This is a genomic window from Tenacibaculum lutimaris, assembly GCF_003610735.1.
In the GTDB taxonomy this organism is placed as follows: Bacteria; Bacteroidota; Bacteroidia; order Flavobacteriales; family Flavobacteriaceae; genus Polaribacter; species Polaribacter lutimaris.
This window is the reverse complement of sequence record NZ_RAQM01000010.1, coordinates 60,895-84,048: the sequence shown is the minus strand read 5'-3', so window position 1 is coordinate 84,048 and position 23,154 is coordinate 60,895. Positions and strand designations below refer to the sequence as shown.

Below are 23,154 nucleotides of genomic sequence, written 5' to 3'. Positions count from 1 at the left end.
AGTTGTAATAGAGCAACTTAAGTTTTTTTGTGTGGGGTTTTTTGTATCCCACCATGTTTATTGTATTGAAATTATAGCCTAAGCAAATAGCTTAGGTTTTAAAATATATAGTTGTTTGTTATAAAAAACGAGAAATGAAAGAAAATTACACCTTACCTCTCAAATCTAAAAGGGTTTTATTTTTAGTAACCTTTTTTTTGTGTTTAAGTTCTTTAGCACAAGAAACCTATATTGATAGGTTTAATACAGTTAGTTATTCAAATAATAATGGATCGCAAAATTTTTCTTCTTCTTGGGTAGAAGCTAATGACCCTTACGATTGGTTTTGGGATGAACCTGAAAATTCTGGAAATATTTACGTGTCTAGTAATAGGCTTAATTTTAGAGGACTAAGTAGTAATCAAAGCATAAGAAGAAATGTCGATTTATCGGCTTACCCAAGTACTTCTGAAGTTACGTTTACTTTTGATTATACAAATAATGAACTAGAAAAAAACGAGTCTTTAGTTGTAGAAATAAGAGCCAATGGAGGTAGTTGGAAGCAGGTAGGAGAAATTAAGGGTGATGATGGAAATGGTTCTCTTATTCCATATATTTTGTTACCTTCTGAAATCACAGCGAATACAGAGATTAGGTTTAGAAGAGGGAATAGTTGGAAGACACATTGGAAGAGTGATCCTCAAGATTATATAGAGATTGATAATGTAACGTTTACAGTTACTCCTCGAGCGATAGCAATAATAGCGTATGATGATGTTAATAGTATTTCAGCGAATAATGGAGGTACAATATCTGGTAATGTATTAAAAGATGGTACTGCTGATGAAGGAGCAGATATAACTGTTTCAGAAGTAGATGTATATCCTTCTATGGTAGGTAATACATATAATACATTGTATGGATCTATAATTATTCAATCTGATGGTAGTTATGTTTATAATGTAGACGAAACTAATCCTGCTGTTTTAGGGTTGAAATCAGGGGCTTCAATAGATGATATTGTCTCTTATTCAATAACAGATATAGATAATGATACAGACTATGGTATATTAACTATTACCATAAATGGTGTGGATGATTTACCTATCGCTATTGATAATCATGATTCTATAACCACTATTTCTGAAAACACTACATCAGGTAATTTAATTACTGATGATACAGGAGGAGGTCAGGATTCTATTGATAGAGGGTTGTCTGTTTTAGTGTGGGAAGATAGATATGCAGACAATGAAAATGTAGGAGGAACAAGTTTAACAATTGATGGAGTAGGTGTTTCTGTTTCTTTGAACGACCCAGACGGATTGGGTTCGTCTACTAATCACGAAGTTGATTATGGTGAAAATGGAGGGCATTCAGGTTTTTTAAGGTTAACAGCAAATGGAAACTCAGCAAATTTAAAAGATCATGAGGTAATAATAGATTTTGATCAAGCAGTATTTAATTTAGGTTTTTTAATAACAGATTTAGATTATTCACAAGGTATATCTTGGCAAGATCAAGTAACTATTGAAGGTAGTTTAAATGGGACCCCAGTAAATTTTAATTTTGTAACTACAGGTGGAGTAACAAATATTGGAACTAATATATTTTACGGTACAGGAATTGCAATTCCAGAAGATGCTACAGGTAATTTAAACGTTTTTTTTAATCAACCAATAGATCAATTAAAGATTAGTTATAATTATGGTCCAAGCGTAACAACATCTAATCCTAGTTTTCAAATAGCAGGTGTATCTGATATCTATTGGCAAAATAATTCAGCTACTATAGAGATAATAGAAGTTGATGGTAGTTTTTCTAATGTAGGAGTTTCTTACCCAGGTGATTATGGTAGTGTTTTAGTGCAATCAGATGGAAGTTATATTTATACTTTAGATTATTCAAATCCTGTTGTTTTAGGTTTGTTAGAGGGAGATACACTAACAGATACTTTTCAATACACTTTGTCTGATGGTTCAGCTACAGATGAAGCTAATTTAATAATTACTATAATAGGAACTGCAGTAGATTCTGATGGAGATGGTTATGTAGATAATGTAGATTTGGATGATGATAATGATGGTATCTTAGATGTAGATGAAAGACCATGTTTTGTTTTTTCTGAAAGTTTTGGCACAGGCTCAGGTAGTCAATCATCAAACCATCCTAATGTACCTTCTAATAGTGTTGATAATATTATGGTTGGAACAAATACAGATGCAGGCAATAGGACATGGTTTCAGTCAAATTCAGGAGCAGATGCAACGGGAGATTCAGAAGGTAAATATTTAGCATTAGATAACCCTAATGGAGCTTCTCCAGTATTAATTTATCAAGAAACTATCACAGTTTTACCTAATGAAGAATATTCTTATAGCTTATTTGCAGCTGCTGCAAAAGAGGAAAATGGGCAGCCTGCTAGTGCTTATCCTGATGTTAGAATGCAAATTAAAGATGCTTCAGGCAATGTTTTGAAAATGATAAACACAGGAGCTTTGTCGTTATCATGGCAACAATTTGAGTTTTTATTTACTTCAACAACAGCTACTGTAACATTTGAGATATACAACAACAACAATAGTGATGCATATAATACATTGTTGTTGGACGAAATTTTTATATCCTTGATTTCTTGTGATTCAGATAATGATGGTATACCAGATTATTTAGACTTAGATAGCGACAATGATGGATGCCCTGATGCTATAGAAGGAGATGAAAATGTTCTTACTTCTCATCTTAACCCTGATGGTAGTATCAACATTGCTGCTAATGGTGGAGTTGATGATGATGGAGTACCTAATCTTGTTAATACTTCTGGAGCAGCAGATGGATCTAATGATAATCAAGCTCAAGGAAGTAATGATGCAGTTATTACATCAGCAATACTTACAATAGGTACAGATTTAGTTGTTACTACTCCTATTTGCCCAAATGGAACAGCAAGTTTTACATTTACAGCTACTGGTAATGATAATGCAGTAGTCTCAACAAAATGGATGTATCAGTTGCAAAAAGATATCTCAGGTATTTGGACTAATGTAGAAGCTCCTGGAAGTTTAACAGATAGTGTTTCAGAAAATGTAATAATAGAGATAGTTAATGCACAAGTTTCTGAATCAGGGATATATAGAGTGTTATTTACACACCCTAATAACTCTTGCGAACAAGTATCACAGTCAGTTAGTTTAGTAATAGACGATACGATTGTACCAACAGCGAGCAATCCAGTAGCTATTACAACAGAATGTAGTGTACCGTTACCAGATGTAACAGTTGTAAGCGATGAGGCAGATAACTGTGGTGTACCTACGGTAGCTTTTGTAAGTGATGTCAGTGATGGGAACTCAAATCCAGAGGTAATCACCAGAACGTATAGTGTAACAGATGGGGTAGGAAATAGTATAAATGTAACCCAGACTATAACGGTAAACGATAAAACCGCACCAGTAGCAGATACAGCGACGTTATCAGATATAACGGCAGAGTGTGAAGTAACGAGTTTAACTGCTCCAACAGCGACGGATAACTGTGTAGGGGGGATAACAGGAACAACGACAACAAGTTTCCCAATCACGACTCAAGGAACTACAGAAGTAACGTGGACGTATAATGATGGTAACGGAAACACGAGTACACAGATACAGAAAGTAGTAATCAAGGATGTAACCGCACCAGTAGCAGATACAGCGACGTTATCAGATATAACGGCAGAGTGTGAAGTAACGAGTTTAACTGCTCCAACAGCGACGGATAACTGTGTAGGGGGGATAACAGGAACAACGACAACAAGTTTCCCAATCACGACTCAAGGAACTACAGAAGTAACGTGGACGTATAATGATGGTAACGGAAACACGAGTACACAGATACAGAAAGTAGTAATCAAGGATGTAACCGCACCAGTAATCAATTTAGTAGGCTTAGCAAGTCAAACAATAGAATCTTGTGGTAGTTATAGAGAAGAAGGAGCTACAGTAACCGATTGTGAGAGTGGATTAACAGTAACTATCGGCGGTGATACTATTGATACGACTACACCAGGAGTTTATATCGTAACTTATAATGTAACGGACAGTACAGGAAATGCTGCGACTGAAGTAAGCAGAATAGTAACGGTTGAAGATACTATGATTCCAGTGATTACTTTAGTGGGTTCAAACCCACAGGTGTTAGAAGTTGGTAGTACTTATACAGAAGAAGGAGCTATGGTTACCGATTGTGAGGGCGGATTAATAGTAACTATTGGAGGAAACATGGTTGATGCTACTACACCAGGCATTTATACGGTAACCTATAATGCAACCGATACAGCAGGTAATGTAGCGAGAGAGGTAACAAGAAAGGTAATAGTTGAATATACCACTGCCCCGGTTTTAACGATAACTATAGATGATATTACGGATGATAATATTATTAACAGTGTAGAAGCAGGAAGCAATATTACAGTAACGGGAACTGTAACAGGAGATTTTAAAGAAGAAGATATTGTTACTTTAACAGTAAATGGCATTAATTATACTGGTTTAGTAGATTCTAGTGGAAACTTTAGTATAAGTGTTCCTGGGGTAGAATTAGTCTTAGATATAGATACGACTGTTGAAGCGAATGTAAGTTCTACCGATGGAGAAGAAAACAGAGGCTCAGCTAACGCTGAACAAAAGTATTTCTTGCAAGATACAGATAGAGATGGTATACCAGATGTTATAGATGTAGATGATGATAATGATGGGATTCCTGATGTAGAAGAAGGAGATGGTTTAGTAGATACAGATAGAGATGGAATTCCTGATTCATTAGACTTAGACAGTGATAACGATGGTATTAATGATGTGATAGAAGGAGGGAATGGAGATTTAGACACGAATGGAGATGGTTATATCGATGTTCAAGACTCTGGATATTCAGATACAAATGGAGATGGACAAGCAGATGCTTCAGTAGATGAAGAAGAAGAGCCAGATACAGACGGAGACACTATTCCTGACTACAGAGATTTAGATAGTGATAATGATGGTATTAACGATGTAATTGAAGGAGGGAATGAAGAATTTGATACTAACGGAGATGGTGCTATAAATTCAGAAGATACTGGAGGTTCAGATTTAGATGGAGATATTACTAAATTTGGAGAAGGTAATGGAGGAGATGAAGGGACTATAGATTCTGATGGAGATACTATTCCTGATTATAGAGATTTAGATAGTGATAATGATGGAGTGAATGATGTTGTTGAAGGTGGAAATTCAGATACTGATGGAGATGGTCAAGTAGACAATCCTTTTGATGATTCAGATGGTGATGGTATCGCAGACAGTGTTGATGATTTAGACGGTTTTGGTGATGCTAATAATCCAGATTACAATTCTAATCCTACAGATCCTACTGATGGAGGTAACGGAGTAGTAGACGGAGATGATTCTGACGGAGACGGGATACCTAACCCTGTAGATGGCCTTGATGGATTTGGAGATGCAAACAGCGATGATACTTGTGTAAAAGTGAATAACTTGATGAGTCCAAACGGTGACCCTGCAAACAATTATTTACATATCGATTGTATTGAAAATTTCCCAAGAAACACTATTGAAATTTTCAACAGATGGGGTAATACTGTATTTAAAATGGAAGGATACTCGAATAATAATCAAGACAAGAGATTCGAAGGTATTTCAAACGGACGCGCTAATATAAATGTTAATGATAAATTGCCTGTAGGAACATACTTCTATATCTTAGACCTTGGAAACGGAAGTAAAGTTAAAAAAGGTTGGATTTATATAAATAGATAACATGATTATGTTACAACAAAACAAACTGATGAATAAAAGTTTTAACCAAATGAAATTATATATAAGTTTACTACTAGTATGTGTAATGAGTATCTGCATAACTACAGATATTCATGCGCAACAAGATCCTCAGTACACACAATACATGTACAATACCATGAATGTGAATCCTGCTTATGCAGGGTCTAGAGGGCACACTGTAATTACAGCTTTAGGAAGAATGCAGTGGGTTGGTTTTGAAGGAGCTCCTAATACTCAAAACTTATCTTATGATACACCTTTAGGATATTCTGGTTTAGGTTTAGGGGTTAATTTAATGAATGATCAAATAGGACCGTCAAGTGAAATATATTTAGATGGAAATGTTTCGTACACTATTCAAACCGGAGAAGAAGGAAATTTAGCTTTTGGTCTACGTTTAGGAGGAAGGTTGTTAAATATAGATTGGACAAAAGGAACACAGATAGATCCAAATGATCCTTCATTTGCTCCAGTAAATAATAAATTCTTACCAACTGTTGGTGCTGGTATTTATTATCATCAACCACAATGGTATGTTGGGTTGTCTGTTCCAAATATTTTAAGAATGGAACATTATGATGCTGAAACACCAGGAGAGGTAGCTGTAGAAAGAATGCACTTTTTTTTAATAGCAGGATATGTTTTCGATATCAATGAAGATTTAAAATTTAAACCAGCAGCTTTATTAAAAGGAGTTTCAGGAGCACCTTTATCATTAGATATTTCAGCAAATTTATTATTTAATGAAAAGTTCAGAGTAGGAGCATCTTGGAGATGGGATGACTCTGTAAGTGCACTTTTAGGTTTCCAAGCAACTGAATCGCTATTAATAGGATATTCATACGATTTAACAACATCAAATTATAATGTAACAAATTCAGGAACGCATGAAATATTGTTACAGTACGAGATATTCCAAGATATTAGATATAGATCCCCTAGATTCTTTTAAAAAAAGAGAAAAATATGAATTTTAAAAAAGTACTAGCATCATGTTTATTGATGTTGGCAGTAAACAGTTTTGCACAAAGTAAAAAAGTAGCTGATCGTTATTTTGAAGAGTTTTCTTACGTGCAATCAGCTAAACTGTACAAGGATTTAGTATTGATTAAAGGAGACACTTCTAAGCATGTATTGAGTAGGCTAGCAGAATCTTATTACAATAATTCAGATACAGAAGAAGCAGAAGTTTGGTATGAAAAGTTATTAGCTAATTATAAAGATAATTTAGATGAAAAACATTTATTTAAATACGCTCAAACGTTAAGAAGTAACGGAAAGTATAAAAAATCGGATTCTATTTTTTTAAAGCTTACTGAAAATCAAAAAGGGAATTTAAATGAAGAATTGAATAGAGAAGGGTATTTACAAGATTATTCGAATCAAAAAAAGAGAATAGGAATAAGAAACTTGGCTATTAATACTCCTTTTTCAGATTTTGGAGGGTTTTTATTAAATGGAAAATCATATTATTCATCTTCTGTTCCAAGTGGAGATAAAAGAGAAAATATTTATAAATGGAATAATCAGCCTTTCTTAAATATTTATAAAGCAGAAGAAGATATTCAAACATTAGAAGGAAGAGAACAAGACACAGTATTAGTATTAGCTAACAGTCAAAAATTAGAAGCTCCAATATCTTCTGAATTGCATGAGTCTACTCCAGTATTTACTAAAGATGGAAGAACAATATATTTTACCAGAAATAATTCAGATGGTAAAAGAGCCAGAAAGAGTAAAAAAAATACTTCTAACTTAAAAATATACAAGGCTAATTACATAAATGGATATTGGGTAAATGTTAAAGAATTACCGTTTAATAATGATGAATATTCTACAGGTCATCCTGCATTAAGTCCAGATGAAAAAACATTATACTTTGTATCTAACATGCCTGGTGGTTACGGAGATTCAGATATTTATAAAGTTGAAATTAAAGGAAAAGACGAATACGGAACACCTGTTAATTTAGGAAGTTCAATTAATACATCAGAAAAAGAAGTTTTTCCTTATGTGGGAAGCGATAATGTACTGTATTTTTCATCAAACGGACATTTAGGTTTAGGGCTTTTAGATGTTTTTCAGTCAAAAATAAATGACGATGGTACTTTATCCTCACCTGAAAATTTAGGATACCCTTTTAATAGTAAAAAAGATGATTTTTCATTTTTTATAAGTGAAGATGGGAAAAGAGGTTTTTTCTCTTCAAATAGAGAAAAAGGAAAAGGTGATGATGATATTTATAGTTTCTATATTTATACAGATCCTCCTGTTTGTACTCAAATTGTAGAGGGCGTTATTCAAGCAAAGAACACTAATGAAGTTATTGAAGCAGCTGTTGTAAAATTAATTGATAAAAATAAAGAAGTTGTAGCAGAAGTTATTTCAGATGTTAATGGTAAATATATTTTTAAAGAAGTTCCTTGTAATAGTACTTATACAGTTACAGCAACAAAATTAGATCATCGATCTGGAAAAAATAAGGTAGCTACTTTAAATAATCGAAACGAGGTAATTAAAACGAATATAGAGTTAACTCCGTTAATTATTGGTGACCAAATCGTAATAAACCCTATTTATTTTGATTACGACAAATCAATTATTAGGGAAGATGCCGAGTATGAATTAGAAAACATTGTTACTGTTATGTCGAATCACCCTGAATTAGTGATTAAAATTGAATCTCATACTGATAGTAGAGGACCTAGAGAGTACAATAGAATGTTATCTGATAAAAGAGCTAAATCAACTAGAGATTTTATTTTGTCTAGAGGAATAGCTAAAGATAGAATTGAAAGTGCTATAGGTTATGGTGAAGACAAACCTTTAAACGATTGTGTTGATGGAAGAAAATGTTCTGAAGAAGAATATCAATTAAACAGACGTTCTTATTTCTATATAGTAAAAGGAGGAGAGAATATACAAAGAAGACACAAAATTGAAGAACGAAAAATTAGGAGAAGAATATCTACACGAAAAAGTAATTTCTTAGAATATTTGAAAAGGAACTTCAAAAATTCAAATAATTCAAGACCAGAAAGTAGAAAATGTTTCAAAGAAGATGATGAAAATTGTGAGGCTACAAAAAAAGAGGTTAATGTGAATTATAAGAGATAATTCATTATTCTAAAAACTTAAAATTAATAAACAAAGAAAGTCCCTTTAAAAAAGGGGCTTTTTTTTATGCATAGTATAATATTACAGTAAAAATTAAGTTATAGGTGTACATTAACTTATTATATCATTATTATTAATTATGAAAAAACTATTTATCCCCCTAGCGGTATTAGCTTTGACGATGACGTCGTGTGTGTCAAAAAAGAAGTATGTTGAGTTAGAGCAAAAGTACAATGATACTAGAGGTAACTTGCAAAAAACAACTCTAGAAAAAGAGGAATTAGAAGCTAAGTTTGCTAAGATTGAGCAAAGAGTTGATAACTACAACCAAAAAATTAACTCGTTAAAGAATGTAAACGAGTCGCTGCAAGAAGAAAATAATGTTAAGTTAGATATGGTTGGTAATACAGCTGTAATTTCTAACACTATGAAAGAAAAAATGAGAGAGACACTTAAAAATGTTGATCCAGCAGAATTAGCTAATGCAAAAACATTAAAAGATTCGATGAATGTTGCAGTAGCTTATAACCTTAAAAAGTCAATTAACTCTTCAGAATTAGAAAACGATGAAGATGTAAATATTGATATAGACCAAACAGTTGTAATGATTTCTGTATCAGATAAAATGTTATTCAATACAGCTAGTTATAGGGTTAAAAGTAATGCTCACAAACTAATTAAGAAATTAGCAGACATCATTAACTCTGAACCTAGTATGGACGTTATGATTGAAGGACATACAGATGCTAGATCATATAACTCAGGTGTATTACAAGATAACTGGGATTTAAGTGTAAAAAGAGCAACATCTATTGTTCGTCTTTTAGAGAAAAAATATGGAGTTGATCCAAGTAGGTTAATTGCTTCTGGTAGAGGTAGTGCTGTTCCTTTAGTAGAGAATAATTCTGCTGAAAACAGAGCAAGAAACAGAAGAACAAGAATTGTAATATTACCTAATTTAGATAAGTTCTTTGGTTTAATGGCTAAAGAAGAAACTATCAAACCTTAATTAGATCTTATACAAGTAAAAAACCAGCATAATGCTGGTTTTTTGCTTATTTAAAGTGACTTTATAACAATAAAAGTGTCTTATAGTATATTAATCCAATCTATTAATTAAATTATGAAAAAACTACTGATTTTAGCATTTGGAATCCTTATTATGATTTCATGTACAGACAAAAAGAAAAAAGAAGACGAAAAGAAAGTTGAAACCGCTATTCAAAAAATAGATTCTATAGAGATGAATCTTGAAGAAGGTATGGATAAACTTAACGAAGCTGCAGAGAAAGTAGAAGAGCAATTACAAAAGTTAGATAGTATATAAACTTAAAATATAATTACAATGAAACACATAAAAATTATAGCATCTATAGTAATGCTTTTTGCATTCATAGGTACACAACAATTAATGGCACAAGGACAAGGAAAAGGAAAAGAGAAGAGTGTAGAAGTTAAGCAAAAAGGAAAAGAAAAAGCTAAACAAGCAAAAGAAGAGTTAGAGCAGGAAGCAAAACAGAAAAAAGAGAAGACTCAAGGTAAAAAAGAGAAGATTGAAAAATCGAAAGACCAAGACCGTGATCCCAAATTAAAGGAAAAGAAGGATAAGAAAGAATATAAAGGGAAAGGAAATGCTTACGGTCGTGATAAAAACGGAATGAGCGGAAGGGAGTTTGGCCAAATGAGATCTAACGAAGCCAAAGAAAAAATAGAAGAACAAGAGCGAAATATTCGTGAAAGAGAAGATATTTTGAGAAGAGGAAGAGAAAGAGTGAAAAAAGCGAACGAGAGAATTAAAGAATCTAGAGAAAAGAAAGAAATAACCGACGAAGAAGTTAAGGTTAAAGAAGAGGTAATTCGTAAAACCAATGAAAGACTTAGTGAGTTGAGTAAAAAGATTGAAGAACAGAAGGAAAAGGTAAAAAAAGATAAAGAAGCTTTAAGTAAAATACTTTTTCCTAAAGAAGAAAAATAATCACTTTTTTTTAGAAGAGAAATATTGATTTCATAAACAAAAAAGCAACCTATTTAGGTTGCTTTTTTGTTTATGGTATATTTAAATATTTATGAGTTTGTAAGGAAATTTTCCACTGAGGATGCTCCATCAATAATCAATAATTTGTGGAGTCATTTTTTCCTTTTTAATATAAGAAAGGGTATTCTATCAGTGAAAAATTAAGTATTGAAATTAACTTTATAGCTTTATTTTATATACAAAAAGCTTTAAACATTGTGTTCAAAGCTTTCTTATTATTTATTGGTAATATTATATACCCTTATTCGTGTAACTTAAAGTTAATTGGAATATAGTATTCTACATTTGCAGATTTTCCATTGTGTTTAGCTGGAACAAAAGTAGGAAGATTAGCTACCATTTTCTTAGCCTCTTGCTCTAATAATTGTCCATTTTCAGGTCCCTTCATTTTAATGTTAGAAACATCACCGTTTTTATCGATAATAAAACGAACCCAAACTCTACCTTCAATATTTTGTTCAGCAGCTCCAGCAGGATAATTAAAGTTTCTTTGAATATGACTAATCATTCTTTCATTAAAACAGTTTAATTTTTGCATATCAGCTACTTTTGTACAAGCTTTAAATTGAGGTATACTTTGCACTTCAGCAAACTTTACAAAGTCAGTAATTTCTTTTTCCTTAACAACTTTAGAAGTGTTAGCTACCGAAGTTTTGTTTACGTTTGTAGTCTTCGTATTTGAAGCACCTGGAGCTTTAAAAGTAATTGGAACTCCGTATTTTACTTTTACATTTTTTCCGTTGTGTTTACCAGGAATAAACTTAGGAAGGTTGTTAATAATTCTACTAGCTTCTTTCTCTAAAGATTCTCCTCCTTCAGGTCCACGCATTAATATGCTTTCTACATCACCTTGTTCATTAATTGTAAACTGAACTAAAACTCTTCCTTGAATTCCTGCATCTAAGGCTTCTTGTGGGTAGTTGAAGTTTTTTACAATGTGTTTGGTCATGTTAGTTTCAAAACACTTAGCTTGTTTAATTAAAGGCACATTATTACATTTATCAAACAACGGAATTTCTTCAACTAAATTAAAAGGAATTTTTTCAATAGTTGCAGAGTTATCTTCAAGTTCTAATTTACCAACTAGTAAAGAATTCTTTTTAATATCCGCTACTTTTTGAGAAGAATTAATTCCTCCAATAGCAGATACTGCTTCTTTATTCTTACGAACAACACGTCTCCTTGTTGATACTTCAATAGATAATTGTTTTCCTGCACCATTATCGGTGTCTTCAACTGCACATTTGGTTATACTGTTTGGATCAGCTACCGTTTCGTCAGGAGTGGTACATACTTCTTGACCTACAGCTGCTAAAGAAAGTAACATAGCAGCTACTACTGAGGGGAGTTTTTTTATCATTGTGCTCTATTTTAGGGTTTTGTAGGTTAATTTAATGTTAACTAACGCGGTAAATGTAATAAAAAAAATAGTAAATGCAAAATAATTTTGCATTTACTATAAGAGAATGATGATTTTAACTACAAAAAGTATAATTATCTTTTAGGTACTTTAAATATTATAGGTAGCGCGTATTTTACATTTACGACTTTGCCTTTGTGGGTTCCAGGAATAAATTTTGGTAGTGAAGAGATTAATCTGTTAGCTTCTTCCTCTAATATTTCACTGTTTTCTGGCCCTTTTTCTTTAATATCAAAAACATTTCCTTCTTTGTCGATAGTAAATTGAACAAGTACTTTTCCTTCAATTCCTTTAGAAATAGCTTCTTTAGGGTAATCAAAATTTCTTACAATATGTTCAATCATTTCTTTTTCAAAACATTTTGATTGTTGTAAGATAGGCTTTTTTCTACAATCTTTAAACAAAGGTATTTGTTCTACAAGGTGAAAAGGAACTTTTTCAATAGATGTTAAAATATCTTCTTCAATATTTAACTTTTCAACCAGTAATTCTTTGTTTTTTAGTTTTTTAACTTCGTTAGGGGGTGCCGTTGAAATAGTATTAACTTTTCTTAATTTTCTATGTCTTCGCCTAGTAGAAATTTCTTTAATTTCTTCTGATTCTAGAGCTTCTTTTACATCGTTTATAGAGCATTTAGTAATGCTAATAGTGTTAAGATCTTGAACTTGATCTTTAGGTGTTTCGCATTTTTCTTGTGAGTAAGAAAGAGAAATGTATAAAAATAGACATACTTTTAAAATAAGCTTCATCCTAGATTTTATAAGGGGTTTGAGTTGCAAAAATAAAATTATATAGAATTAAATTAATATATCAAGATGTTAATTTAATATTAAGTTTATAGGGAATGAATAAGTAACATTCACTGGTATTCCCTTTTCTTTACCAGCTGAAAATTGTGGAAGTTTATTTATAATTCTATTAATTTCATCTGTTATAATTTCACTGCGCTTAGAACTAACTACTTGAATGTTTTTTGGATTTCCATAAATATCAATGGTAAATTGAATTAAGATTCTACCACGTATACCTTCTTGAGAAAAAACTTCAGGATAATAATTTTTTGAAAAATGCTTTTGCATATTATCTTTAAAACATTTTTTAGCGTCCTGTCCTATGCTATTTTCACAATTAGGAAATAAAGGAACTTCCTCTATAACCGAAAATAAAACTTCTTTGGTTTGTGTCGTTAAAGTGTTTTTTAAAGTTAGATCATTATTGGTGGTAATAATAGTTACATTAGAGTTAGCATTAAGATTAGATTGATTTTCTTGAGCTTGTTTTCTAACTTTTTTAATTCTATTTCTAGCTGTTAATGTTCTTGTGTTCTTCTGAGGCAATTTTTGGGCTTCATCAGTAACGTCACATTTATTAACACTAATAATGTTTAAATCAATCGTATTGTCTTCAGGAGTTGTACAAACTTCTTGAGAAAATATTGTTTGAGTTATAATAAAATAAGTAATTAAAAGTAATGTTGTTTTCATATAGCATTAAGAAGTAGTTAGTGTTGTAAAAGTCATTCTTTTTTATCTTTTACTTCTTAAGGAATTATGATAAATCTATTAAATAAAGTTTCTTTTAATGTTATGAATGTTAATTAAATATAAACAAGAGTTAAAAGAAAAACCTCTTCATGGTTAGTGAAGAGGTTTTAAAGTTTTGAGAAGTAAATAGTTACTTTACATTCATTAATTCTACGTCAAAAATTAAGGTTGCATTTGGAGGAATTACTCCACCAGCTCCTTGTGCACCGTATGCTAAGTCAGAAGGAATTACTAAACGAGCTTTATCACCCACTTTTAATAATTGAATACCTTCATCCCAACCAGGAATTACTTGACCAACACCGATAGCAAAATCGATAGGTTGTTTACGTTTGTATGATGAATCAAATACAGTTCCGTCTAATAACTGACCTTTGTAGTGTACAGAAACCATAGCTCCTTTAGTAGCTTGTTTTCCGTCTCCGTTTTGTAAGATTTTATAACGTAATCCGCTTGGAGTTTCATCGTACCCAGCAGCTACTTGGTCTAATAATTCTTTTTGTTTAGCTTTAGCTTCAGCTTCACGTTTTTCACGAGCTCCTTCAAAAGTTCTAAAAGCTTCTACTGCATTAAAAGCTTCAGCAGCATCACCAACACGTATAATTTCTACGTCCATAGTATCGTCTTGAGCAATCGCATCAACAACATCTTGTCCTTCTACAACACTACCAAAAACAGTATGCTTACCGTCTAACCAAGGAGTAGCAACATGTGTAATAAAAAATTGAGAACCGTTTGTTCCAGGTCCTGCATTAGCCATTGATAATTTTCCTGGAGCATCGTGCTTTAATTCAGGGTGAATCTCATCATCAAATTTATAACCAGGATTTCCTGTTCCTGTTCCTTGAGGGCAACCACCTTGAATCATAAAGTCAGCAATTACACGGTGAAACTTTAAACCGTTGTAATAAGGAGTTCCTTGTAGTTTTGCTGAGTTTTCTAAGTTACCTTCTGCTAAAGCAACAAAGTTACCTACAGTTCCAGGAGTTTTTTCATATTCCAAGTTTACTAAAATATCACCTTTTGGAGTGGTGAACTTTGCATAAATTCCGTTATCCATTTTTCTCTTATTTATATATGAAACTACTTTTTCCGAAGAAAAAGCAAAGTTAGTTCTTTACAGACAAAGTTGAAAGGTTAAAGCTTAAACCTATGTTAATATTGTTTGAGTTTACATTACCAAAAGGAGAATAATATCTACCCCCAGAAGCAATTATAGAAACTTGATTTGTTACATCGTAACTTAAGCCAAGAGTAGGGCGAGTAATAATTCCTTCATCGGTATCTACGCCAGCACCTCCACCAGCACCTGCCATAATCTCTAAAAATCCTCTCATTCTATCATTAAAAAAACGAGGACTGTAAATACCACCACCTACTAATCCGTGGGCATAACCACCTGAGCGACCATCATACGCAAAACCTGCCTCACCAGCAATGTAGAGCCATTTGTTTAAATCGTAGTTTATCTTTAAACCTATTAACTGTAAATCGACAGTATATCTATTATCAGGTGAATCGAATTTAGCAACGTCAAAATAGGTTTGATTTTGTACTTCAAAACGTAATCCTTGAGTGTGATAAGTCTCATTTTCTTCCGAAGAAGTTCCGCCGTTCAATCCGAAATATTTCAGACCGAAACCGTAGGTGTAGGCTTCCAAATCACCAGCTATTGCACGATAATATCCACCATGACCACTAATAGCAATATTTTTAAATATTTTTAAATCGATTCCGGCAGAAGGATAAATCATTAATCCGCCTTCAGGAGCCACACGACCACCAGCAGCACCAATTCCTAATTTTCCGAAGATATTAATGTATTTTGATTGGTATGGATGATATCCAGCACCAACAAATAAATCCATAAAACCAGCGCGTAAACCTTTATAAATAGCATCAGTATGAGCAAATAAGAAGGTGTTTTCGTTCAAATATTTTTGATACTCAAAACCGATAACATATAATGTTTCTGTAAGAGGTTCTTGATTATTGGCGTCATCTTTCCTAGAATTACCAATAGGTTTAAAGAAATCAAAACGGACTTGTTGTACATTTTTTACTGCAGGTTTGCTCCAAAAACTATCAGAAGAAAGATTGTCTGCTACAAATTTTTGATGCGCTTTATCGTAGTCAGTAAAACGTAAAATACTTGGTATTTCTACAAAGAATGAAACCGAATTACTTTTAATCTCTCCAGAGTAAAAATTAACATGACTGTATTGTATTCCTAAGGAGTAATCGTTCTTTTTGTATTGTAATCCAATATTCGGATTGATAAATCCTCCATCGTTTACCAAGTAGCGATACCCACCACCACCACCAAAATGGAAGTTAGCATCTAGGTATATGTTTTTATATAACTGTTTGTTAATTCCTAATTCAGCACCTAACGTAAATAATCCTCCTTGATCTCCTGTTACTGCAAAATGGAAAGCAGCCCCACCATACAGCCAATCGTTAATAGGAATTTGATAGTGCAAACCAGTTAGTCCCATTGTTGGTTTTAAGCTAGGAAATTCATCCGTAGGCATTTCAACAGGAATAAAATTCAAACGAACTTTATTGTGTAATTCTTTTCCCTGTAAACTCGATAAACTCTCTTGACTGTGTATTGAGGAAAAAGAGAAAAAAGAGAAAAGAAAAAATACTATGTAGTGTTTTTTAGAATTCACTAGTGAAATGTAATTTTACCGTTGGGTATTTACTTTGTGTCATTTGAATTGTAAAAGGAGAGTCGGCTAAAAATACTAACTGACCTTGTTTGTCTTTAGCTAAATAACGTTGTTTTACACGTTTAAACTCTTTGAATTCTTCATTTTTGGGGTCTTCTGGCTCAACCCAACAGGCTTTGTGTACAGCAATATTTTCATAAGAACATTTAGCTCCGTATTCATGCTCTAAACGATATTGAATTACCTCATATTGTAAAGCTCCCACAGTTCCTACAATCTTACGTCCGTTCATTTCCATCGTAAATAACTGAGCAACCCCTTCATCCATTAATTGGTCTAAACCTTTGTATAGTTGTTTAGCTTTCATTGGGTCAGCATTGTTTACATAACGGAAATGTTCTGGAGAGAAACTAGGAATTCCTTTAAAGTTTAATTGTTCTCCTTCAGTTAAGGTATCACCAATTTTAAAATTTCCTGTATCGTGTAAACCAACAATATCTCCAGGGAAAGATTCTTCAACAATTTCTTTCTTTTCAGCAAAAAATGCATTAGGACTAGAAAATTTTACTTTCTTACCGTTACGAACATGTAAGTAAGGGGTATTTCTTTTAAAAGTTCCAGAAACAATTTTCACGAAAGCTAAACGATCACGGTGTTTAGGATCCATATTTGCATGAATCTTAAATACGAATCCAGTTAGTTTTTCTTCTTTTGAATCAACTAAACGTTCTTCTGCTTGTTTTGGTTGTGGGTTTGGAGCAATATCAATAAAGCAATCTAATAATTCCTTCACTCCAAAGTTGTTTAAAGCGGAACCAAAGAAAACAGGCTGTAAATCTCCATTTACATAAGCTTCTTGATCAAAGTCTGGATATACTTCATTCACTAATTCTAATTCCTCACGAAGTGTATTTGCAGAATTTTCTCCAACAATTTTATCTAGCTCAGGATTATCTATATCATCAAATTCAACACCTTCAGAAATGGTTTGTTTATTGTCTCCAGAAAAGATATTTAATTTCTTTTCCCAAATATTATAGATTCCTTTAAAATCGTATCCCATTCCGATAGGGAAACTTAAAGGAGTTACTTTTAAACCTAATTTTTGCTCAACTTCATCTAATAAATCAAAAGCATCTTTTCCTTCACGGTCTAACTTGTTAATGAAAACAATCATTGGAATTTTACGCATACGACAAACCTCTACTAATTTTTCGGTTTGTTCCTCAACCCCTTTTGCAACATCAATAACTACAATAACACTATCAACCGCAGTTAAGGTTCTAAAGGTATCTTCAGCAAAATCCTTGTGACCAGGTGTATCAAGAATGTTTATTTTTTTGTCTTTATAAATGAAAGCTAATACAGAAGTGGCTACCGAGATACCACGTTGGCGCTCAATTTCCATAAAATCGGAAGTAGCTCCTTTTTTAATTTTGTTATTTTTTACCGCACCAGCTTCTTGAATTGCTCCACCAAAAAGTAATAACTTTTCAGTTAGGGTAGTTTTACCAGCATCGGGGTGTGATATAATTCCGAATGTACGTCTCTTCTGTATTTCTTCTAAAAAACTCATCTATAAATTTTAAGGTTGCAAAGATACATTTTAAAGCGAACTGTTCAAAAGGTTTTAATTGTTGAACTGGTCTCAATTTCGTAAGTTTGCTTTTCGTAAATTTTCTAGATGAAAGAGCAAGTAATTTTAGTTGATCAGCAAGACAATCCGATAGGATTAATGGAAAAGATTGAGGCACATGAAAAAGCTTTACTACACAGGGCATTTTCGGTATTTGTTTTTAATGATAAAAATGAATTGATGTTGCAACAACGTGCTGTTGAAAAATATCATTCACCTTTACTATGGACAAATACTTGTTGTTCACACCAAAGAGATGGAGAGTCGAATATAGAGGCTGGAAAACGTAGGCTACAAGAGGAAATGGGATTTTCTTGTGAGTTAGAAGAAGTATTTTCTTTTATCTATAAAGCACCATTTGATAATGGTTTGACAGAACATGAATATGATCATGTAATGATTGGTAGATTTAACGACGAACCTATTGTAAACCCAGAAGAAGTAGCTTCATATAAATGGATGCCTTTAGAAGAGGTGAAAAATGATATAGAAAATCATCCAGAAGAATATACAGCTTGGTTTAAAATAATTTTTAAAGAATCTTACGATAAAATATCTAAGTATATTTAATATGCCCAAAGTAACAGTTCATAGAAAAGCGCATTTTAATGCTGCACACAGGTTATTTAATCCTAAATGGTCTGACGAGAAAAATCATGAGGTTTTTGGTAAATGTAGCAATCCTAATTATCATGGTCATAATTATGAGTTAATTGTTTCATTAACTGGTGAGATAGATCAAGAAACAGGTTATGTGTATGATTTAGGTAAACTGAAAGATTTAATTAAGTTGAAGGTTGAAGATGTTTTAGATCATAAAAACTTAAATATTGAAGTTGAAGAGTTTAAAAATGTTAATCCTACAGTAGAAAATATATCTGTGGTAATTTATAATAAGTTACGTGTAAGTATTCCAGAGCATTTAGATTTAGAAGTTACATTATACGAAACACCTAGAAACTACGTAACTTATAGAGGCGCCTGATTTATGATAGACCAACTACTACGATTTACCCCAATTTTAAAACAAAAAATATGGGGAGGAAAAAAACTGAACCAACTGCTTCATAAAGATGCCACAGGAGATAATATAGGTGAAAGTTGGGAGATTTCTGACGTTGACGGAGATGAATCTATTATTAGTAACGGTAGTTTAAAAGGAAAAACTTTAAGAGAGGTCTTAAAGGAGTACAAACATAACTTAGTAGGAAGTTATGTTTATAAAACTTTTAGAGACGAGTTTCCTTTGTTAATAAAATTTATCGATGCTAAAGAGGTGTTAAGTATTCAGGTTCACCCTGATGATGATTTGGCAGAAATTCAAGATTCTTTTGGAAAAACCGAAATGTGGTATGTTGTTCAAGCAGATAAAGATGCCAATATTATTATCGGATTTAAAAATGATGCTACTAAACAAGAGTATTTACATCATTTAGAAAACAAAACATTGCTTGATATTTTAAATGTAGACCAAGTAGCTAAAGGCGATGTGTATTTTGTACCTCCAGGAAGAGTGCATGCTATTGGAGCAGGTTTGTTAATTGCAGAAATACAGCAAACTTCAGATATTACTTATCGTATTTATGATTGGGATAGAAAAGATATTGATGGTAATTATAGGGAATTACATACTGAGAAAGCATTAAAAACGATCGATTTTACTGCTAAAGAAAATTATAAAACGTCTTATTTAAAAGAAAGTAATACCTCTAATAAAGTAGTTTCTTGTCCTTATTTCACAACAAATATTTTACCTGTAAAAGGAGAGATAACAGTTGATTTATCTTCAAAAGATAGCTTTGTAATTTATATGTGTGTAGAAGGTGAGGTAATATTTAATTATAAGAATCAACAAGAAGTTATAAAAATGGGAGAAACCATTTTAATACCAGCTTGTATTGATACTGTTACAATCTCTTCAAAAGAACAGTCTAAATTATTAGAAACGTATATTCAATAAAAATAAGCTTAAGGTAGTATTACCCTAAGCTTATAACAAACCAGACTAACTTAATAAAGGACTGACTGATTTTAGAAAGCAATCGTCCAAGTCATCAAGAAGCTTTTTTACAGTATAGCTAAATACAGCTTTACAGATAATATCTTGTTTTTTTTCTTCTTTTTTTGATACTGTTATGTTTAAAACAACTTCAGTAGTACTCAATTTTTTTACATTGTTTTTAATGATAAGTTTATCATTTAAATAAGCATTTTCTAGAAGATCAAAATCAATGCTTTTAAAACTCAAATTAGATGAGTTTTTGTGTAAATTAAGTGAAGATTGAAGATTAGACTCAATCTTATCAAATAAGATAGAAGTCTTTAATACTTTGTTTTTGCTAACTTGTTTTTTGTTAACAATAAACTGATCTTTTATGTTTTGTGTAGTGTTTAATGATTGCATGATAATTATGGATTAAGTATTAGTAATTCAGGATCTCTGTAAAACGGATTTTGTACTGAGTACATAATTGCTGCTGTGTGTTTGTTAAATCGGATGTTGTTTTTTAATGTGCTCATAATGATTAAAATTTAAAATATTAGTAAATAAAAAAGGTGCTTTTTATAAAAAGCACCTTTGTAAGTTTATAGTAAAATTGATTTTATTAAAATCGATGTTTATATCTATTGTTTTGGGTGCTTTGAGTCACATGTACATACTGTTTTTGCATACGGGCATTACACGAAATCGAATTGATCGTGTTAAAAATAAACGTGTATGTGCGTAAAAGCGCCTTCATAATGGCTCAAAAATAGTAAAACTTTTTAAAGATTGTACAAAACAAAGAATTAATTAATGTTAAATTTTTGTCAACCTGATATTTATAAACTTTTATTGTCGGTGTATAAATACGTATCTTTGATACATAGTTTTATATCATTTATGAAGATAATAGCAATGATTCCTGCACGTTATAGTGCATCACGTTTTCCAGGGAAATTAATGAAAGATTTAGGAGGTAAACCAGTAATTGTAAGAACCTATGAAGCTGCTTTACAAGCGAATTTATTTGATGAAGTATATGTAGTTACCGATTCAGATGTAATTTTTAATACTATAGAGGCTGTTGGTGGTAAGGTATTGATGAGTAAAAAAGAACACGAATGTGGATCTGATAGAATTGCTGAAGCGGTTGAAAACTTAGACGTAGATATCGTGGTAAACGTACAAGGAGATGAACCTTTTATTGATACGGTATCCTTATCAAAACTGATTGATGTTTTTAAAGGAGATGATAAAAAAGAAATTGATTTAGCTTCATTAAAAGTAAAGATAACTAATGCTAAGGATATTAAAAACCCTAACAATGTTAAGGTGATTACCGATGCGAACGATTTTGCTATCTATTTTTCTAGAAGTGTTATTCCTTATCATCGAGATCAAGAAGTGAATGCAACTTACTATAAACATAAAGGAGTATATGCTTTTAGAAAGAATGCTTTAATCGATTTTTATCATACACCAATGACACCAATTGAAGCAGCCGAAAAAATAGAATGTATTCGTTATTTAGAAGTAGGGAAAAAAATTAAAATGATTGAAACTTCAGTTGAAAGTATTGGTATTGACACCCCTGAAGATTTAGAAAAAGCCATAAAACAACTAACAAATGAATAATATTAAAGTAATATCTTTTGATGCAGACGATACACTTTGGGTAAACGAAACTTATTTTCGTGATGCCGAAGATGATTTTGCAAAATTGTTATCAGATTATGAAACCGAAAACAAAATCCATCAAGAATTATTTAAAAAGGAAATTGAAAACCTTAAAATTTATGGTTATGGTGTAAAAGGCTTTATGTTGTCAATGGTTGAGTGTGCTTTAGAAATTTCTAACTATAAAATAGCTCCAAGAACTATGGAAGGAATTCTTGAAATAGGAAAAGAGATGTTAGAAAAACCTATAGAATTACTAGATGGGGTAGAAGAGGTATTAGAAGAACTACATGGAAAGTATAAACTAATTGTTGCTACCAAAGGTGATTTATTAGATCAAGAACGCAAGTTGGCAAAATCAGGAATTTTAAAATATTTTCACCATACAGAAGTAATGAGTGAAAAGAAAAAAGCCGATTATAAAAAACTAGTAAAACGGTTAGATATTAATCCGTCAGAGTTCTTAATGATAGGAAATTCATTAAAATCAGATGTGTTACCGTTGTTGGAAATAGGAGCAACAGCTATTCATGTGCCCTTTCATACAACATGGGCACACGAAGAAGTGAGCGAAGAGCAAAAATCTGATGATTACAAAACAGTATCTAGTATTACAGATGTGTTAAAGTTTTTATAGATGAAGTATTTAGATATTGAAAACTGGAATAGAAAAGAGCTTTTTAAACATTTTAGAACTATGGCAGATCCAACTTTTGGGTTGGTTGCCGATGTAGAAGTATCAAAAACATATCAATTAGCCAAAGAAAAAGGAGATTCATTTTTTGTTCGATATCTACATGCGTGTATGAAAGCTATAAATTCAGTTGAGAATTTAAAATATAGAATTGAAGATGATAAGGTTACTATTTATGATGTAATTAATGCTTCTACAACAGTAGCTAGACCAGATACTACTTTTGGTTTTTCTTATTTTGATTATTCAGAAGATTTTGAGGTTTTTAATCAAAATTATTTAGAAGAAAAGGAGCGGATACAAAATTCAACAAATTTATTACCTCCCAGATATTCGTTAGGCTGTATACATTCTTCGGCAATTCCTTGGGTGAGTTTTACGGGGCATAAAGAGCCTTTTTCAGGTAATAAGGATAATAGTGTGCCTCAACTAGCTTTTGGAAAACTTAAAAAAGAAAAAGAAAAAATATTACTTCCTGTGGCTATCAATGTAAATCATGCTTTAGTTGATGGATACCATGTTGGGCAGTTTTTTGAAAAATTTCAGCAAGAATTAGATAAAATCGATTAATTTTGCA

Annotated in this window: 19 protein-coding genes and 1 pseudogene; 12 read left to right on the top strand and 8 right to left on the bottom strand. The window is 32.0% G+C overall.

Annotated features, from left to right (window positions below; all coding sequences use genetic code 11):
* Positions 1-134 precede the first annotated feature (134 nt).
* The 6 genes from C8N26_RS10655 (at position 135) to C8N26_RS10635 (ending at position 10,887) form a co-directional block, all read left to right on the top strand.
* Positions 135-5,774, top strand: a complete 5,640-nt coding sequence (locus C8N26_RS10655; RefSeq protein WP_120187280.1) for a T9SS type B sorting domain-containing protein — start codon at positions 135-137, stop codon at positions 5,772-5,774.
* A 49-nt stretch (positions 5,775-5,823) separates the two neighbouring features.
* Positions 5,824-6,747, top strand: coding sequence for a PorP/SprF family type IX secretion system membrane protein (locus tag C8N26_RS10650; RefSeq protein ID WP_120187393.1), 924 nt, complete (start codon positions 5,824-5,826; stop codon positions 6,745-6,747).
* A 14-nt stretch (positions 6,748-6,761) separates the two neighbouring features.
* On the top strand, positions 6,762-8,912 hold the full coding sequence (locus tag C8N26_RS10645) for an OmpA family protein (RefSeq protein WP_120187279.1): 2,151 nt from the start codon (positions 6,762-6,764) through the stop codon (positions 8,910-8,912).
* Between the two features lie 139 nt (positions 8,913-9,051).
* Positions 9,052-9,921: an OmpA family protein gene (locus C8N26_RS10640; RefSeq protein ID WP_120187278.1), complete on the top strand. Its 870-nt coding sequence runs from the start codon at positions 9,052-9,054 to the stop codon at positions 9,919-9,921.
* 114 nt (positions 9,922-10,035) lie between these two features.
* Positions 10,036-10,239, top strand: coding sequence for a hypothetical protein (locus tag C8N26_RS13415; RefSeq protein WP_147418503.1), 204 nt, complete (start codon positions 10,036-10,038; stop codon positions 10,237-10,239).
* Between the two features lie 18 nt (positions 10,240-10,257).
* On the top strand, positions 10,258-10,887 hold the full coding sequence (locus C8N26_RS10635; RefSeq protein ID WP_147418502.1) for a hypothetical protein: 630 nt from the start codon (positions 10,258-10,260) through the stop codon (positions 10,885-10,887).
* Between the two features lie 70 nt (positions 10,888-10,957).
* Here the strand turns inward: C8N26_RS10635 and C8N26_RS13640 are convergent.
* The 7 genes and pseudogenes from C8N26_RS13640 to C8N26_RS10600 all read right to left on the bottom strand — a co-directional run.
* A pseudogene (locus C8N26_RS13640) lies at positions 10,958-11,052 on the bottom strand (7-carboxy-7-deazaguanine synthase QueE); the annotation flags it as partial.
* A 136-nt stretch (positions 11,053-11,188) separates the two neighbouring features.
* The gene (locus tag C8N26_RS10625; protein ID WP_120187276.1) at positions 11,189-12,307 is read right to left on the bottom strand and encodes an energy transducer TonB; all 1,119 of its coding nucleotides are present in this window, start codon (positions 12,305-12,307) and stop codon (positions 11,189-11,191) included.
* Between the two features lie 134 nt (positions 12,308-12,441).
* On the bottom strand, positions 12,442-13,116 hold the full coding sequence (locus C8N26_RS10620; RefSeq protein ID WP_120187275.1) for an energy transducer TonB: 675 nt from the start codon (positions 13,114-13,116) through the stop codon (positions 12,442-12,444).
* A gap of 69 nt (positions 13,117-13,185) precedes the next feature.
* Positions 13,186-13,851, bottom strand: coding sequence for an energy transducer TonB (locus tag C8N26_RS10615; protein ID WP_120187274.1), 666 nt, complete (start codon positions 13,849-13,851; stop codon positions 13,186-13,188).
* Positions 13,852-14,041: 190 nt separating this feature from the next.
* Entirely contained in the window at positions 14,042-14,971 is a 930-nt protein-coding gene (locus C8N26_RS10610; RefSeq protein WP_120187273.1) for a peptidylprolyl isomerase, read from the bottom strand.
* A 49-nt stretch (positions 14,972-15,020) separates the two neighbouring features.
* Positions 15,021-16,466, bottom strand: coding sequence for a hypothetical protein (locus C8N26_RS10605; protein WP_245962556.1), 1,446 nt, complete (start codon positions 16,464-16,466; stop codon positions 15,021-15,023).
* Positions 16,467-16,575: 109 nt separating this feature from the next.
* Positions 16,576-18,162: a peptide chain release factor 3 gene (locus tag C8N26_RS10600; RefSeq protein ID WP_120187272.1), complete on the bottom strand. Its 1,587-nt coding sequence runs from the start codon at positions 18,160-18,162 to the stop codon at positions 16,576-16,578.
* A gap of 108 nt (positions 18,163-18,270) precedes the next feature.
* Here C8N26_RS10600 and idi point away from each other — a divergent pair, with 108 nt between their 5' ends.
* From idi to C8N26_RS10585, 3 genes are read left to right on the top strand one after another with little or no spacing between them, the layout of a single operon-like run.
* Positions 18,271-18,792 (top strand): isopentenyl-diphosphate Delta-isomerase, encoded by a 522-nt coding sequence (gene idi / locus C8N26_RS10595; RefSeq protein WP_028891026.1) that lies wholly within the window; start codon positions 18,271-18,273, stop codon positions 18,790-18,792.
* A 1-nt stretch (position 18,793) separates the two neighbouring features.
* Positions 18,794-19,207 carry a 6-pyruvoyl trahydropterin synthase family protein gene (locus C8N26_RS10590; protein ID WP_120187271.1) on the top strand — a complete coding sequence of 138 codons (414 nt, stop codon included), beginning with the start codon at positions 18,794-18,796 and terminating at the stop codon, positions 19,205-19,207.
* Between the two features lie 3 nt (positions 19,208-19,210).
* Positions 19,211-20,182, top strand: a complete 972-nt coding sequence (locus C8N26_RS10585) for a type I phosphomannose isomerase catalytic subunit (protein ID WP_120187270.1) — start codon at positions 19,211-19,213, stop codon at positions 20,180-20,182.
* A gap of 45 nt (positions 20,183-20,227) precedes the next feature.
* Here the strand turns inward: C8N26_RS10585 and C8N26_RS10580 are convergent, their stop codons facing one another.
* Positions 20,228-20,626 carry a hypothetical protein gene (locus C8N26_RS10580; protein ID WP_120187269.1) on the bottom strand — a complete coding sequence of 133 codons (399 nt, stop codon included), beginning with the start codon at positions 20,624-20,626 and terminating at the stop codon, positions 20,228-20,230.
* 480 nt (positions 20,627-21,106) lie between these two features.
* Between C8N26_RS10580 and kdsB the strand changes: the two genes are divergently transcribed.
* The 3 genes from kdsB to C8N26_RS10565 are packed head-to-tail and all read left to right on the top strand — an operon-like array spanning position 21,107 to position 23,147.
* On the top strand, positions 21,107-21,841 hold the full coding sequence (kdsB, locus tag C8N26_RS10575) for a 3-deoxy-manno-octulosonate cytidylyltransferase (RefSeq protein ID WP_120187268.1): 735 nt from the start codon (positions 21,107-21,109) through the stop codon (positions 21,839-21,841).
* Complete coding sequence (locus C8N26_RS10570; protein ID WP_120187267.1) at positions 21,834-22,520, top strand: HAD family hydrolase; 687 nt, start codon at positions 21,834-21,836, stop codon at positions 22,518-22,520. The genes kdsB and C8N26_RS10570 overlap by 8 nt, the downstream gene beginning before the upstream one ends.
* Positions 22,521-23,147 carry a CatA-like O-acetyltransferase gene (locus C8N26_RS10565; protein WP_120187266.1) on the top strand — a complete coding sequence of 209 codons (627 nt, stop codon included), beginning with the start codon at positions 22,521-22,523 and terminating at the stop codon, positions 23,145-23,147.
* Positions 23,148-23,154 lie beyond the last annotated feature (7 nt).